The following is a 16085-nucleotide window of genomic DNA, read 5'->3' on the forward strand; positions in this document are numbered from 1 at the left end:
AAATTCTTAAGAATTTTTATGAGAAAAATATAAGAAATATATGGGAAATTTATACTATACAAAAGGGATGGAGTGAAAGAGATGTCAACAAATGTAGTTACTGTAGAAAGTGTAGAAAAAACGTATGGGAAAAGAAATGAGAATCAGTCAAAAGCATTAAGGGGTGTTTCGTTAAGTATTAAAGAAGGAGAGTTTGTAGGGATTATGGGTCCTTCTGGATCTGGTAAAACGACATTACTAAATGTGATTAGTACACTTGATCAAGCGACAGGTGGTAGTGTAACAATAGCTGGCACAAATATTACTTCTATGAAGGGGAATGCATTATCAGATTTTCGTTCTCAAAAATTAGGATTTATTTTTCAAGACTTTAATCTACTAGAAAATTTATCAATTTATGAAAATATCGCTTTACCACTTTCCCTGCAAGGCGTACCGTCAAGTGAGATTACTGGAAAAGTAAATGAAGTAGCAAAGAAATTAGGGATTACTGAAATTTTAACAAAATATCCGACTGCTGTTTCTGGTGGACAAAAACAAAGAACAGCGGCAGCACGAGCTTTAGTACATAATCCGGCAATCGTATTAGCAGATGAACCGACAGGAGCACTTGATAGTAAAAATGCAAAAAGTTTATTAGAAGCGATGCAAGATTTACATGAAAATCACAATGTCAGTATTTTGATGGTAACACACGATGCATTTAGTGCGAGTTACTGTGAGCGTATTTTATTTATTCAAGATGGTCTACTTTATAAAGAGTTAAATCGTCAAGGAACACGAGAAAATTTCTATCAAGACATTTTAGGTGTGCTTGCCCAAATGGGCTCAGCAACTGAGTCGAAGTAAGGGGGCGAGACTATGTTATTCAAATTATCACGTCATAGTATGAAAAAAATGTTAAAGGATTATATGGTTTTACTTATTGGTCTAGTCATTAGTATTAGTATTTTTTACATGTTCCAAACGATGGCGATGAATAGTGAATTTACAAAAGATAATAGTCTCATTAGTAGTATTAGGCTCGTCTTCTGGGTTGGTGCAATATTGCTCTCATTCATTACAGTTTTTTACATCATTTATGCCAATTCTTTTTTACTTACATTAAGAAGAAAAGAACTCGGTATGTACATGATGCTTGGAGCGAAAAAGAAAAAAGTAGCGCAATTATTATTTATTGAGACTTTTGGTATGGGTATTGTCAGTATTATTATCGGTATTTTAGTAGGAATCATACTAGCTAGTGTAGCAGGAAATTTTTTAATGAATGGAATGGAAATTTCAGCAAAAGGTAATTACGCATCTGTATACACACCAGCTATATTAGTTACATCTATTTTCTTCTTAATATTATTTTTCATTACTGGTGTAATGAATAGTTTCCGATTATTACGTAAAACAGAATTAGAGTTAATACGTGAAGACGAAACGCAAGATGAAGTGAAGAAAAGTAAAGCTCGCACAGTTATTATGACAGTACTAGGTGTATTGCTAGTAAGTACAGGATACTATTTTATGGTAAATATAAAAATGTTTGCTGAACTAGGATTTATAATAGCGACAATTGTTACGACATTAGGAACGTATTTCATTTTCAGCTCGTTACTCCCACTTTTTGTAATGAAAATTAAGGGGAATAAAAAACGAAATGAAACGGGATTAAATAGTTTTACTTATGCACAGCTACGTTTTCGAGTAACTAGTTTATCGAGAGTACTAGGCACTGTAGCGATGTTAATTGCATTAGGTGCAGGTGCCATGACAGCAGGTATGGCGTTTCAAAAGAATGTAGGTATTATGACAGACTTCTCACGTGTATATGATGTCGTAATTCATGATCCAAATGAACAAGATAAAGCAGCATTAAAAGAAATGGAAATTGTTGAAGAAAGCAAGTATAAGTATAAAGTAGATGGAGAAGCGGTTTATTATTTACGTAACGACTTAACTGAAAAACCACCACTTATTTCAGATCATTTTGATACAAAAACTTTAAAAGAACCTGCTCGTAAACGTGTAAATGAGCCTTTGGCAGAGCCTTTATATACATCTATGGAAGCTCAAAAAAATGAGAATAAATTGCCTAACATGCCGAAAGATTGGGAGGATGCAATTGCAAGCGAACTGCAAATTACATTTAATCAATTTAACGGAAAACCTGTAAGGATTGCTGATGAGGAAAACTATAAAGCGGTTCAAGGAACGGAACATAGTGTAACTTTAGTAAGAGTAGACGATATGAAAAAATATAAACCACTGTTGATCGAAATAGATAAGAGACAAGAAGAAGTAATTGAAAAAACAACAGGTACAAAAGTAGACTTATATACGAAAATGACAATTTATCAGTTCATGAATAGTTTCATGAGCGGAACAATGTTTATGGGATTTTTCCTTGGAATTGCATTTTTAGCGATGATGGCGAGTTCTCTTATGTTTAAAATATTAACAGGAGCTTCTCGTGATGTACGCCGTTATGAAATGCTACGAAAAATCGGTGTGAGGCGTAGTATGTTAACAAAAAGTATATATAAAGAAATCTCATATTTATTTATCTTCCCAGCAATTATTGGAATTTCCCACGTTTTAGTAGGGCTTAACTTATTCAGCTTCATATTAGTTGATCCATTTGTAAAAGTGTGGATGCCAATAGGAATCTTCATAGTAATTTATTTCATTTATTATTGGATTACTGTCCAACTTTATAAAGGTATGGTAATGCCGAAAGAAGAAGTGGTGAAATAGTTTAACGAAAGAGTCCTTGTTATGAAAACAAGGGCTTTTTTCTATGTGTGTTATACATAGATACGTGTACGCAAGATGTTGTCAAGAATCAATACTTTAAATTCGTAAGGGGATATTGAAAGTTTAGAAAATATTAAGAATTAATGTAGTAGAAAGTTAAGAAGTGTATGGGAAATTAATAATGCAGAAAAAGATTGGGATGAAATAGAAAAGTGTAATTGTTTTATATGCTTATTTTTAGTGGTGATTTTATGTAGTTTTACAGAATTAAATTGATATGTAAATAAATTTAACAGAAAGGAATTGACTTATGAAAAAGATGAAAAAATCAATAAAAATTATCGGAGTCATTACTATACTATTACTAATCATAGCGTTGGTATTTCCTACATGGACCTCACAAATAAAGGTCAAAAACAGTATAAGTACATTAGAACAAGTAGAGATAAATGGAACTGATCATGAAATTATGATACGCGGCAAAGATAAGAGTAATCCAGTTATTATCTTTGTACATGGTGGACCAGGTTCTTCGGAAATACCATATGCTCAAAAATACCAAGACTTATTGGAAGAGAAATTCACGGTTGTCAATTACGATCAAAGAGCAAGTGGAAAATCGTATCATTTCTTTGAAGACTATTCTAACCTTTCATCAGATCTACTCGTGGAGGATTTATTAGCTATGACGGATTACGTTTCAAAACGTCTAGGCAAAGAAAAAGTAATTTTAATAGGCCATTCTTATGGTACATATATTGGAATACAGGCTGCCAACAAAGCTCCTGAAAAATATGAAGCATATATTGGCATTGGACAGATGAGCGATACAGTAGAAAGTGAGATGGATAGTTTAAACTATGTTATTGAACAGGCACAAAATGCTGGGAATGCGGATGAGGTTTCACATTTAAAAGGGTTAACTGAACAAATTAAAAATGGCGATACATATACCCCGCAAAATTATGTTGCGAAATACGGTGGAACTTCAAGACTTATTGAAAATCCAGATGGTGATAACATAGGGATGTTATTCAGTAATGAATATAACTTGTTTGATGTAATTCGTTATAACTATGGATTATCCTATTCTCAAACAGTTTTATTAGAAAAAGATTTAAAGAATCCATTACCTACTAAAGTAACTAAGCTGAATCTACCGTTTTATTTTCTTATGGGAAAATACGATTATAATACTTCATTTCTTGCAGCAAGAAAATATTTTGATATGATTGAAGCGGATAAAAAAGAATTTATTACTTTTGAGAAATCAGCTCATTATCCGCAATTTGAAGAGAAGGAAAAGTTTTATAAATGGATGTGCGAAACATTCGTCAAGTAAATCAAATGTATCCGAACTTTAGGAAATTAAAAAAATTGAGAGATTAAGTAGGTATTAGCGAGAATTTTAAAGATTTTAGATAAATATCCACGACAAATTCGTGAAGCAAAGAAAAATGTAAAGACTCTTGTATGTATGAACAAGGGTCTTTTTTTTAGCTTGTTTTTTATAAAGAAGGAAAAGATTGGATAATGGTCGAAAAATATAACAAGACTTCCGATAAATGACTGAAATAATAATATTTTGTCGAGAGAAAGGATATTGAGTATGAAAGAAATGCTACAGTTATTTTGAAAGAAAGTGTATGCACGCTTTTTTCTAGCAAATATTTTAGAGCGACTCGGTTCTATGATTGCCGGAATTTCTTTAATGTTTTACTTGTCAGATCAATACGGTGTAGCAACAGGTATTAATCCAAATGGTAAATAGTTTGTATGCTCTATTTGGTTTATTATTATCTGTTACGTGCCTTTATCAAGCTATATTACCTAGTGGGCAAAAGAGAATGCAGGGTATAGCTGAAGAGATGTAATATGTCTAACTTTTTATTTCTGAATATTCTATTAAATAGCAAGGGGAATAGTTATGTTGATGCGAACTGCTAAGTGGTGTGGAATTACCTGTTTACAATTATTTGCTGCAATCTTATGTATAATCTGTCTAGGTGCGCTCCCTCGGTTATTTAAGGGATTGCAAATTGATTTAATCGGTTTTTGGAATGCAATTATATATGTTGGTGAGAAAGTACTTCACCCAACTGAAATTACATATGGTTTTCAAGCGCCGAGAAAATTATTTCCGCAAATTTGGATCCATTATATTGAAACGATGATAGTATTTCTTTCAGCTTTTTTACTTTCTTTATGTATAGCGTATGTACTTGTTGTTTTTGTACTGCAACGAACTCATATGAAACAAAGAATATGGAATGGGATTTTTCTTACCCTTGAGAGCATACCAGATATTTTACTTATTTTATTATCGCAACTTCTTGTCGTAATTATTTTTCAAAAAACAGGGTTTATGCCAATCAAACTGGCTGGATTAGGGGAAGAAAGAGTACGTTTGTTACCGATTATATGTCTTACAATACCAACAACGTTATTGTTTATTAAACTTTTGTTATTAAGGTTCAGAGAAGAATTAGAGAAAGATTATAGTATGTTTGCCAAGAGTAAAGGGTTAAGCTTACGGCATATTTTGACACATCATATTTCAAGAAATGTTTTATTGACGACAGTTTATTATGCGAAAACAAATATTTTATTTATGCTATCCAATTTATATATTATTGAATGGATTTTTAACACATATGGAATGTTTGTATTTGTAAAAGAACATTCGAACATAGAAATTTTCACAGTAAGTTTAATTATATTATATGTACCGATTTTTATCTTGTTTCGTTTATTACATACGCTTTTACAAAATGTTATAAAGGAGCGTGCGTAATATGTGGCAAGTTGTTAAAAGAGATGTAAGATTTTGGTTTGGTGTTACTTTTTTAAGTGTACTTATGATTGTTAGTATTGGGAATACGTTGTTTTTCGATGGGAACATTCGAGAACTAACGATGTTGTATAACGAAAAAGGAGAATTAGAGGCTGCTCCGTTTTCGCCATCGAGTAAATTTTGGTTCGGAAGTGATGACAAAGGTCGCGATCTTTTCCAGTTAATAATAGAAGGAGCAAAATGGACTGTAGGTGCGAGTATAGTTATTGCAGTTTTACGTGTAGTGATTGGGGGAGGCATTGGTTTATTACTTGGTATGTACAGTAAACGCTCATTCCCAGTTATCTCATCCTTTTTTGATCCATTCAGTATTGTACCAATGGTTATGATTTCCTATTTTATTTTAAAGGAAGTTTTAATGTTTGACAGTGGAGAGGCAGCTGCTCCGTTTCATTTGCGAGTTGCGTTTCAAATTATAGTTCTTGCATGTCTTGCAGTACCGACAGTTATGTTGTATGTAGCGCAAGAAGTCAAGCGTATTAAGAAAGAAGAATTTATGTTGGCGGCAACAGTGCTTGGAGGAAGTAAGTGGCAAAGACTGAAGCGTCATGTATGGCCGCATATGTTACCATCATTTCTTTTATTAGTAGCCCAGCAATTTGTTAGCACTTTATTACTTCTCTTACATCTGGGTTTGTTGCGATTATTTTTTGGCGGAACAATAATTTTTGGCGCTATAGATGCAGATAGTGTAACAAAGGAATGGACTGGCCTAATTGGTCAAAACTTCCGTCACTTAACTACTCATACATGGATTGTACTTATACCAATCGCTTTCTATAGTATGACAATCTTGTCAGGAAATCTTATTAGTAATAGTATGCAAGATGCGATTAAACTAGGAAATGTAAGAATGCCGAAGAGGAAGGATAAAGAAGTGAAAGTAGAGAAGCAAGTACAACCTACTATGAATGATTTTTCTTTCTATAAAGAGGTACAAAAATAAAGAAAGATAGCTGAAGACAAATTGTTTTCAGCTATCTTTTTTGTTTAAAGTGGTGGTAAATCAATCTTACCTTCTTCAAATAATTCTTTTATCATATGTTTCGTATAACCAGCTGCTTGACCAAATGTGATTTTTGCTGGCATTGGTGCTTCATTTACATCTACAACTACATCAATAATGCATGGTTTACTTTGTTTTACCGCATTTTCAAAGGCAGGAAGTAAGTCATCTAACTGTTCTACACGGTATCCAATACCACCGCACGCCTCTGCGTATTTTGCGAAATCAGGATTCGTTAAGTCTGTACCAAATTCAATATTCCCCATAACTTCTTGTTCGAATTTAATCATAGCAATTTTATTATTGTTTAATACAATGACAACGATTGGTAGTTTATATTTAACAGCTGTTACGAAATCGTTCATTGTCATTCCGAATCCGCCGTCACCACAAACTGCAAACACTTGTTTATCCGGGAAAGCAATTTGTCCAGCAAGTGCACCAGGTAAACCGCAGCCAAGTGTTGCAAGCCAACTAGAAATGATAAATTTCTGGTTTGTCATACGGAAGTGCCTTGCAGTCCATACTGTTACATTTCCGACATCGACTGAAAGAATTGCATCATCTTCTGCTACTTTCTGCAGTGCATGCATAACTCGTTGTGGTTTAATTGGAGTAGAAGAATCTTCTTCTTGAGTGTGTAATTTTTCTTCCCACTTTTTCATCATTTCTTGATGATGCTCTAAGAAGGAATGATCCTCGTGTTTTTCTACATTTTCAATTAACCATTTTAATGTTTTATCAGCATCACCAGCTAAGCCGATATCTGTCGTATAACGTTTCCCGATTTGTGCAGGGTCTGTATCAATATGAAGTGTTTTTGCTTTTTCGGGTAAGAAACCAGTGAACGGATAAGAAGTACCAACCATAATTAAAGTATCTGCATGCTTCATTGCTTCATAAGAAGGTTTCGTCCCGATTAATCCTAATCCACCGATACAAAGAGGGTGTTCATCAGGAACAATCCCTTTAGCTGGTAATGTAAGTACGATTGGAGCACCGATATGTTCTGCAAATGCAAGTAAAGACTCTCTTGCATGTTTCGCTCCTTTCCCGGCTAAAATAACAGGTTTTTTAGCTTCATTAAGTGCGAGTTTTGCTATAGCTAAATCTGCTTCTTGTGGAAATATTTCTGGTAATGTAAAGGAAGAGTTTGTAATGCGCGCACCATTTTTCACTTCAAATTTCGGAACATCATCTGGAATAGTAAGAACGGATACACCTTTTTTCGTATATGCCATACGAATCGCTTGATTCACTACAGCAGGTAACTGTTCAGCTGACATTATTCGTTGGTTATAAACCGCAACGTCATCAAACATTCTTTCTAAGTTTACTTCTTGGAAAAAATCCGTTCCGAGTAAATCGCTTTCTACTTGTCCTGAAATTGCTAGTACGGGAGCTTGATCGAGTTTAGCATCGTATAAACCATTTAATAAATGAATCGCTCCAGGTCCTGCAATAGCCATACAAACACCAAGTTTTCCTGTTAATTTCGCATAGGCCGCCGCTGCTAACGCGCCAGCTTCTTCATGGCGAACTTGAATAAATTTAATTTTATCTTGTTTTTTTCTTAAAGCTTCAATTATAGAATTGATGGAATCTCCAGGCATACCATATATGTGTTCTACGCCCCAGTCAATTAAAAGATCCACTAATGCTTCACCGGCTGTTTTCCCAAACATAATCGTTCCTCCTTATAATAGGTAGATACTATTATGTTTTGGAGAAAAAGGAAAAATATACAAGTGATATAACTTATTTGTTTTAATGATGACCAGTGAACAGAGTGAAGACTATTATTAGTAAAAATCCACTAATAGACCACGATAGAAACGGAAGGAAAGGTAGCTGTTTTTTTGCTTTCCAAAGCATTTCGTGAATTGTGACATAGCCAAGAGAACCAATTGCGCTTCCCATAATAAGTCCTTGTAAATGGAGAGCTTTCCCGTCCATCATAATGCCAAAAACAGTACCGGTCCCTAGGATAAGAGAAAGTAATAAAGTTGTTAATAAAAATGAAATGTATTTATGTTTTGTAAAGAGAAATGGAATAATTAAAGCTAACCCTTCTGGAATATGGTGAATGACAATCGCAAGTAAGAAAGGAATGGCAGAGTCATTATGATTTATAAACGCTGTTCCTAACGCAAATCCACTCGGCATATTATGAATGAATATAGCGAAAGAAAGAAAAAGGAAGGTTTGCCATGCTTGTTGATCTTTCTTATGTATAATCGGATGATGGCAATAGTTATCTAATAAGCTCATAACTAAAATACCGATAGCTATACCGAGCATAGGCCCAATTATTTCATAGCTTGAAAATGTTTCAGGAATAATTTCAAGTGATAATAACCCAAGTAAAATTCCGCCACATAATGCGTATAAACGATGCATTTTTTCTTCAATTAGCTGGCGTGTTGCTACTCCAACAGCACCTCCTAATAGTAATCCACCGAACGAAAAAAACGTAACGATTATTGGAATCCATAGACGTTCCATATTATCACACTCCGATTCTATACCCTTAATTTCAGCTTACTAATGGGGGAGGGAGATTAGTCCAAATAATTATGTTTGTTTATAGAGAAAAATCTACCAACTCGTTATAATCTATATATCGAATTTAACAGAAGATGCGAAATGGGGAATAAGATTGCAAACAAAATGGAGTTTATCCCGCTTTAACAGGCAATAAGACTCCCATCTCAAAAGTCAGGGAATGCGAGGCAGTTAGATGGGAGGTCAACAGCCCGTAAAAGCCCGATTGGTTCAACTAATAATCAGTGGGGGATGGACAATCCCCACTGATTGAAGTTTCACTTTATCCGAATATGAGAATCCAGAACGATATGATGTAGAAAATAAAAGTTTGTCAGATTTTCCGTTCTTACTATCATGGGCGCAAAAACTAAATATACAAAATGAATGGATTTTAGATATAGCCTGTGGAACAGGGAGAGTTACAATTCCATTCATAGAAAACGGATATCAAATGATTGGTGTAGATATACATGAAGGCATACTTACTGAAGCGAAGAGAAAATCAACAAGTTATACGAAAGGGAAATGGTTACAGCAAGCCTGCTTGCAATTGAGCGTCGAAGAAACAATTCCGTTAGCATATAAGGTTGGCCATGGATTCCAGCATTTTCTTACGAATATACATCAAAATCAGTTGTTAACATCTATTCATAATGCATTAGCTGAGAATGGTATATTTATATTAGATACACGTTTTCCTTCAAAAGAAGAATTAATGCAACCATCTACAGAAGAATATTGGACAACTATTACAGATGAAAAGGGAAGAAGATGTGATTTATATACTGAGCTGAATTATGATTCAATTCAGCAAATACAGCACTACATAACAACAAGAAGGTTTTATGAGGATAATACGCTAGTAGAGGAATTGAAAACAACGATTGATCTTCGCTATACGTATCCGCAGGAGTTAGAAAGATTGCTAGTAGAGAATGGATTTGAATTGTTACATATATACAATGATTGGGATGGGAATGAGTTGCAGGAGGATTGTTATTCTATGGTGGTAGTTTGCCGGAAGAAAAGATAGGGATGCTGAGTATTAGTTGATAAGTGACATAAAGAAGTGCTCCTAAGAATATAACAATCGGACGCGTTTATATAGAAACGCGTCTTTTCTTATATAGTAAGTTATTAGAAAAAATGATCAAACTGTATTTCACATTAACAATAGACTATGTGTCTTTGTTTTTATTGTAAGGAAGAATAAGAGGAGCTGCAGTGGGGTGTTACGGTGGGGACTGTGAAAATACAATTATAGAGAAAATGAAGGATAGCGTCATAATCAAATGTTGTTTACTGTGCTATTAGAGTTTTATATAATATACAAATAAACAAAACTGGATATTTGCCATTTTAGAGGGACATAAAAAAATGTCCTGGTATTTAGATAATGTTTATGAGTTAAATAAAGAAAAACGAATGTAATAAAAATTTACTATACTAACTTTATGGAGAGTAATGTTATGAAAGCAGAAAAAATACTTGAAACACTAGATAGGTACGCGGGGGAGTTTGATTTTCCAGTACTTGATAACTATAATTTTGACTTAGCACAATCCAGAATATCTGTTTTTCGAGAGGAAGACAAGTGGTTCATTGTATTTGAGGTTGTGGGCGTTGATGCAAACCTTGAGATATCGAATAACTTCTATGTGTATAGTAATAGCATGAGACAGCAAGGGTTTTTTTCATGTTTTGATGAAATCTTAACGCTGGTAAATGAAGAGTATTGGTACGATGATGAAGATCGTTTCCTTGTAGATCCTTTTCATATGGAGCTACTGTTGAAAGGAGAACATATTACCTTAACACCAACGGTAGAAGAGTATAAGCGTTTAGGAATTGAAACGGATTCATTTCATCCTACCAAACTTATTCGTTATTTAACTTCTGTATATAAGGAGAAATTCTGGATAAAGCCCTCGGACATGTTAGATGAAATCAATGCAGAATTTAAACCAAATCTATTTTATCAAACAGAAGAATGGGAACATCCTGATGTTAGTGATGATCAAAAACCGAGTGAGAGCATATTCTTTCAAAGTTTAGCTAAAGCGATTGAATTAAATAATGTGAATTTGATAACTGTAGGGAAAGTAAATAATGATTGGACCAATTGGACATGGAGTGATTTTGAAAAACAAGAAGAGGATGATCTTTAAATCAGAAGATGAGGAAAAGATAGAATGTGTTGGCATAGGTTCATAGTAAATCAGCTGTTCTCGCAGTAACGCTTATTTTTGTAAACGTCCACTAAATGATAACATTTCTACATCCTAATTCAATTTGTATATAAGATAAGGAGCTACTCAGTAGCTCCTTATCTTATTATTTGTTCCGTAATAAACGCATACTGTTAAGGATTACAATAAGTGCAGCGCCTGTATCACTTAGGACAGCCATCCAAAGAGTAAGCCAACCTGGGAAGATAAAGGCAAGGGCGATAAATTTAATAATCAATGAGAACCAAATATTTTGTTTTATGATGTGCAATGCTTTCCGGCTAAGTTTCATTGTATAAGGAAGTTTTTCAAGATTATCTGCCATTAATACAATACCTGCCGTTTCCATTGCGGTATCAGTTCCTGCACCGCCCATTGCAATCCCTAGGTTTGCAGTAGCGAGGGCAGGGGCATCATTTATGCCGTCCCCAATCATAGCCACTGTTTTTCCTTCAGATTGAAGTTGTTTGACAGAATGAACCTTATCTTCTGGAAGTAAGTTAGCAAAATAGCGATCTACTTTTGCTTTCTGTGCAATGTGTTCTGCGGTTCCTTCATTGTCTCCTGTTAACATAACAGTTTCCCGAATACCTGATTGTTTTAATTCTTGAATTGTTCCATAAGTAGTAGAACGAATGGAATCTGCTACTGAAATCATTCCTAAAATGACTTTGTTCGTTCCAACAAGTATCACGGTTTGACCAATTCTTTGCATCTCCTGAATCGGTTCGTTCCACATTTGAAGTGAAACTCCAAAACCTTCATATAATGCTTTATTTCCAGCGTAGTATGTTTCGCCATCTATTGTTACTTGCGCACCTTTTCCTACAATGGTGCGGAAGTCTGTTCCGCTTTGGATAGAAGTTTGATGCTCTTTCGCATATGCTGTAATTGCTTTGGCAATGGGATGATTAGAGTATTCTTCAATTGTTGCTGCGATGGATAATAACGCATCTTCAGTACAATCTACGCTGCGTACATGCATTACTTTTGGTTTTCCTTCAGTCAATGTTCCAGTTTTATCAAACGCAATAGCATTTAATGAACCTGCGATTTCTAGAGCAGTACCACCTTTAATGAGTACACCGTTTCTTGCTGCATTGCCAATTGCAGATACAATAGCAACAGGAGTTGAGATAACTAAAGCACAAGGACACGCAACAACAAGAAGTTCTAATCCTTTATAAAACCATTCCATCCATTCGCCCATACCAAGAAGGGGAGGGATAATCATGACACCAATTGCTAATACAAAAACGATAGGTGTATAGATTTTTGCAAAACGATCAACAAATGCTTCTGTCGGTGCTTTATTTTCCTGTGCTTCCTCTACAAGGTGAATAATTCGAGATAACGTAGTATCCTCAACAAGTTTAGTGACTGTAATCTCAAGAGAACCTTCATCATTAATCGTTCCTGCATATACGGAATCACCAATTTGTTTATCAATTGGGATAGATTCACCAGTTATCGGCGCTTGGTTTACAGTAGAATTGCCTCTTATAACTGTGCCGTCTAATGGGATTTTTTCACCTGGCTTTACAACAATCGTTGTATTTACTGCAATATCATCAACGGATTTTTTTATAAGTTCAGTTCCAATTTTTATCCAAGCTTCTGATGGTGCTAAATCAATTAATCCACGAATAGATTCTCGTGTACGTTCAATTGATTTATTTTGTAGCGTTGCCCCTAATGCAAATAACCAAACAACTGTTGCGCCTTCTAGCCATTGTCCAATTAATGCAGCACCAATAGCGGCTGATATCATGAGAACGTTCATATCGAGCGATTTACTTCTAATTGCATAAAAGGCACTTTTAGCAGGTTTATAACCACTAATACCAATGCTCATAGCATAGAGAAGTGTAATAAGAAGAGGGGATATGATTGTAAAACTTCCTCCAAATCCTAAAGCTAAAAATAAACCTGAGAGAATCAAAGTTGTATTTTTTGATTTTGAAACAGGTGTTGCCCCTCTACGAGCTCCAGCTAGAGACGCTTCAAATCCTGCGTTAGACACTTCTTTTATAATGTCATCCACATTCCGGTCATGACGAATATGCATTTTTCCAGTAGCGAAGTTTACTCGAACTTCTTCCACGCCAGAAACGTTGTGTAGATGCTTTTCGATTGTTAAAGCACATGCCCCACAATCCATACCTTCTACAAGATAAGTTTGTACGCCATCTCCTGATATTTTTTGAGTATTAAGAAGAGGTGATGGGTCACTACAGCAAGAAGATTTTGATGTCACTGGTTCTTTGGGTAGGTCTAATTCAGATGAACAACAGGTTTCAGTTTTAATAGAATTGTTGTTACTACTACAGCAAGAGATTTCCTTAGTAATAGGGATAATTGGAATCTCTTTTTTTGAAGAGTAACACGATGAAGCTTCCGTTGCTAATTCTTCTTTTGTGGGTGCTATGGAAGAATCTTGACAGCAATTCGCTTGTTTTCTGCTCATCTTTTTATCTGTCATGTCAGTTCTCTCCTTTTTGAGATAAACAACCATCGTTTTTGTCACATGATGCTACTTCATTTTGTACCTCATGAAAGACAACATCGAACATTGTAAGTAACTGTTCAATTTGTGTACTGCGTAAGGAATAGTAGACATATTTTCCTTCTTGTCTACCTAGGATGATGCCGCATCCCTTTAAACAGTTCAGATGTTGTGAGATATTTGACTGATTTCCTTTAGTGATTTCTACAATTTCGGATACCGTTTTTTCACCATCTAACATACATTGAAGAATCTGAAGTCTTGTTTTATCAGCAAAGCCTCGAATAAATTTGGCTTTAATATCTAAGTCATTTGAGTTGCACAATCGTATTCACTCCAATCGTATTAGTCATTACTAATATGTTTATTCTTCATTCATATTAGCATTGGCTAATATGTGTGTCAAAGTGTTTTCGAAAAGTCTGATAAAAATTACTGCGCTTTACTTTTTACTGTGAGAAGGAATGTAAATAATGAACAAAAAATAATATAGTTAGTGGAAGCGAAGGGGATGTTATAGTGTTTGGTGCACGCATTAAGAGATTTTATGTAACAGGGAAGAGAAGCTTTTTGTTTAAATTTCAGGGTATACAAAATGTAAACGTTGACTGGGATTTATTTCTCATGCTAACATATAGATAATTTAATCAAGGCGGTGGAAATGTATTGGACTCAGATGTTGACTCGGATAGGTGGCTAAATGACCTCGATTTTCTCAAAGTACCCCTCATCATTTTGAGAATGTAGATTGTATACAATCTCATGTTAATGTGTATGAAATTATAGGTATGGAAAGAGAAAATATATCAGGAGGTGAATCCTTTAGTTTCAAGAAAGCTAAGGGAATTAGTTGGACATATTTAATTTAATCATGGTAGCGGTTTTAATCGCATGTACTGCATTTTTCGTGGCAATTGAGTTTGCTATTGTAAAAGTAAGAGGTTCAAAGATTGATCAATTTGTATTAGAAGGAAAGAAGGGTGCGCTGGCAGCTAAGAAAGTGACATCAAACTTGGATGAATATTTGTCAGCTTGTCAATTAGGGATTACAGTTACAGCAATGGGACTTGGAGCACTAGGTGAACCAACGATTGAGAGACTTTTACATCCTTTATTTGATAAGTGGAACATCAATCCTTCCATTGCAGGTGTATTATCTTTAGGAATTGCTTTTACTATAATGACGTACTTACATGTTGTAGTTGGTGAATTAGCACCAAAAACATTGGCGATTCAAAAGGCTGAGAAGGTTACTTTATTACTTTCGGCTCCGCTTATCTGGTTCTACAAAATCATGTATCCGTTTATTCGCTTGTTAAATGGCTCTGCAAGGATGATAACCGGAATGTTCGGCTTAAAACCTGCATCAGAGCATGATGTAGCACATACAGAAGAAGAATTACGATTGATTCTTTCTGAAAGTTATGAACGTGGAGAAATTAATCAGGCTGAATACAAATATGTAAATAATATTTTTGAATTTGATAATCGTATTGCGAAAGAAATCATGGTCCCTCGTACAGAAATTATAGGGCTACATGTAGATAATTCTTTAGCAGACCATATGAAAATAATCCGTGATGAAAAGTACACACGTTACCCAGTATTTGGGGAAGATAAAGATGAAATCATTGGTATGGTGAATGTGAAAGATTTCTTTATCCGTTATATGAATAAGGAAGCAAAAGAATTCAGTTCTATTCAATCGTATACGCGTCCAGTAATTGAAGTAATTGAGACCATACCAATACATAATCTTTTACTACAAATGCAAAAGAAACGTATTCCGTTGGCTGTCTTATATGATGAATACGGCGGTACGGCTGGTATTGTAACCATTGAGGATATTCTGGAAGAGATTGTAGGAGAAATACGTGATGAATACGATGAAGATGAGCGTCCTCCCATCCAACAAATGAAGGAAGGTCATGTTGTCGTAGAAGGTAAAGTATTAATTAGTGAATTAAATGATTTACTAGGATTACATATGAATGATAGTGATGTTGACACGATTGGTGGTTGGATTCTAATGCAGAATTATGATATCCAGGAAGGGCAAACAATAAATAGCGAAGGATATGCATTTAAAATTCTTTCTAAAGACCCTCACCAAATCAAACGTGTTGAAATACAAAAAGAAATGTTGGAAGCAGCAACTGTATAGTTGCTGCTTTTTATTCAGCTGATAACATGGTAGCC

Annotated in this window: 12 protein-coding genes and 1 pseudogene; 9 read left to right on the forward strand and 4 right to left on the reverse strand. The window is 34.7% G+C overall.

What is annotated here, in order from left to right; all coding sequences use genetic code 11:
• Window positions 1-72: 72 nt before the first annotated feature.
• The 6 genes and pseudogenes from V7038_RS16545 to V7038_RS16570 all read left to right on the forward strand — a co-directional run bounded on the left by V7038_RS16545 (window position 73) and on the right by V7038_RS16570 (window position 6545).
• The gene (locus V7038_RS16545) at window positions 73-849 is read left to right on the forward strand and encodes an ABC transporter ATP-binding protein (protein ID WP_080025008.1); all 777 of its coding nucleotides are present in this window, start codon (window positions 73-75) and stop codon (window positions 847-849) included.
• Window positions 850-861: 12 nt separating this feature from the next.
• A complete protein-coding gene (locus V7038_RS16550; protein WP_286097843.1) occupies window positions 862-2745 on the forward strand; it encodes an ABC transporter permease in 1884 nt (627 codons plus the stop codon).
• Between the two features lie 310 nt (window positions 2746-3055).
• Window positions 3056-4087 carry an alpha/beta hydrolase gene (locus tag V7038_RS16555; RefSeq protein ID WP_335470984.1) on the forward strand — a complete coding sequence of 344 codons (1032 nt, stop codon included), beginning with the start codon at window positions 3056-3058 and terminating at the stop codon, window positions 4085-4087.
• A 267-nt stretch (window positions 4088-4354) separates the two neighbouring features.
• A pseudogene (locus V7038_RS16560) lies at window positions 4355-4483 on the forward strand (MFS transporter); the annotation flags it as partial.
• Between the two features lie 189 nt (window positions 4484-4672).
• On the forward strand, window positions 4673-5539 hold the full coding sequence (locus tag V7038_RS16565) for an ABC transporter permease subunit (RefSeq protein ID WP_335470987.1): 867 nt from the start codon (window positions 4673-4675) through the stop codon (window positions 5537-5539).
• A 1-nt stretch (window position 5540) separates the two neighbouring features.
• Window positions 5541-6545 (forward strand): ABC transporter permease subunit, encoded by a 1005-nt coding sequence (locus V7038_RS16570; protein WP_335470990.1) that lies wholly within the window; start codon window positions 5541-5543, stop codon window positions 6543-6545.
• Between the two features lie 44 nt (window positions 6546-6589).
• Here V7038_RS16570 and V7038_RS16575 read toward each other — a convergent pair whose 3' ends face one another.
• Both V7038_RS16575 and V7038_RS16580 read right to left on the reverse strand, forming a co-directional pair.
• Window positions 6590-8290: a pyruvate oxidase gene (locus V7038_RS16575; RefSeq protein ID WP_335470992.1), complete on the reverse strand. Its 1701-nt coding sequence runs from the start codon at window positions 8288-8290 to the stop codon at window positions 6590-6592.
• A gap of 82 nt (window positions 8291-8372) precedes the next feature.
• The gene (locus V7038_RS16580; RefSeq protein ID WP_113734679.1) at window positions 8373-9110 is read right to left on the reverse strand and encodes a ZIP family metal transporter; all 738 of its coding nucleotides are present in this window, start codon (window positions 9108-9110) and stop codon (window positions 8373-8375) included.
• A 370-nt stretch (window positions 9111-9480) separates the two neighbouring features.
• Between V7038_RS16580 and V7038_RS16585 the strand changes: the two genes are divergently transcribed.
• Window positions 9481-10185, forward strand: coding sequence for a class I SAM-dependent methyltransferase (locus tag V7038_RS16585; protein WP_335470995.1), 705 nt, complete (start codon window positions 9481-9483; stop codon window positions 10183-10185).
• A 436-nt stretch (window positions 10186-10621) separates the two neighbouring features.
• Complete coding sequence (locus V7038_RS16590) at window positions 10622-11320, forward strand: DUF7003 family protein (protein ID WP_002200539.1); 699 nt, start codon at window positions 10622-10624, stop codon at window positions 11318-11320.
• A 166-nt stretch (window positions 11321-11486) separates the two neighbouring features.
• Here the strand turns inward: V7038_RS16590 and V7038_RS16595 are convergent, their stop codons facing one another.
• Together V7038_RS16595 and V7038_RS16600 are read right to left on the reverse strand one after the other, a co-directional pair.
• The gene (locus tag V7038_RS16595) at window positions 11487-13862 is read right to left on the reverse strand and encodes a heavy metal translocating P-type ATPase (protein ID WP_335470998.1); all 2376 of its coding nucleotides are present in this window, start codon (window positions 13860-13862) and stop codon (window positions 11487-11489) included.
• 1 nt (window position 13863) lies between these two features.
• Window positions 13864-14211, reverse strand: coding sequence for an ArsR/SmtB family transcription factor (locus tag V7038_RS16600; RefSeq protein WP_002109853.1), 348 nt, complete (start codon window positions 14209-14211; stop codon window positions 13864-13866).
• Between the two features lie 525 nt (window positions 14212-14736).
• Here V7038_RS16600 and V7038_RS16605 point away from each other — a divergent pair.
• Window positions 14737-16050 (forward strand): hemolysin family protein, encoded by a 1314-nt coding sequence (locus V7038_RS16605; RefSeq protein ID WP_335471001.1) that lies wholly within the window; start codon window positions 14737-14739, stop codon window positions 16048-16050.
• Window positions 16051-16085: the final 35 nt, after the last annotated feature.

This window comes from Bacillus sp. JJ783, assembly GCF_036963225.1.
GTDB lineage: Bacteria > Bacillota > Bacilli > Bacillales > Bacillaceae_G > Bacillus_A > Bacillus_A cereus_U.

Bases quoted from the DNA above. Each gene is read 5' to 3' on its own strand.
- V7038_RS16550 (WP_286097843.1), top strand. From the start codon at position 862: ATGTTATTCAAATTATCACGTCATAGTATGAAAAAAATGTTAAAGGAT.
- V7038_RS16555 (WP_335470984.1), top strand. From the start codon at position 3,056: ATGAAAAAGATGAAAAAATCAATAAAAATTATCGGAGTCATTACTATA.
- V7038_RS16565 (WP_335470987.1), top strand. From the start codon at position 4,673: ATGTTGATGCGAACTGCTAAGTGGTGTGGAATTACCTGTTTACAATTA.
- V7038_RS16570 (WP_335470990.1), top strand. From the start codon at position 5,541: ATGTGGCAAGTTGTTAAAAGAGATGTAAGATTTTGGTTTGGTGTTACT.
- V7038_RS16575 (WP_335470992.1), bottom strand. From the start codon at position 8,290: ATGTTTGGGAAAACAGCCGGTGAAGCATTAGTGGATCTTTTAATTGAC.
- V7038_RS16580 (WP_113734679.1), bottom strand. From the start codon at position 9,110: ATGGAACGTCTATGGATTCCAATAATCGTTACGTTTTTTTCGTTCGGT.
- V7038_RS16590 (WP_002200539.1), top strand. From the start codon at position 10,622: ATGAAAGCAGAAAAAATACTTGAAACACTAGATAGGTACGCGGGGGAG.
- V7038_RS16595 (WP_335470998.1), bottom strand. From the start codon at position 13,862: ATGACAGATAAAAAGATGAGCAGAAAACAAGCGAATTGCTGTCAAGAT.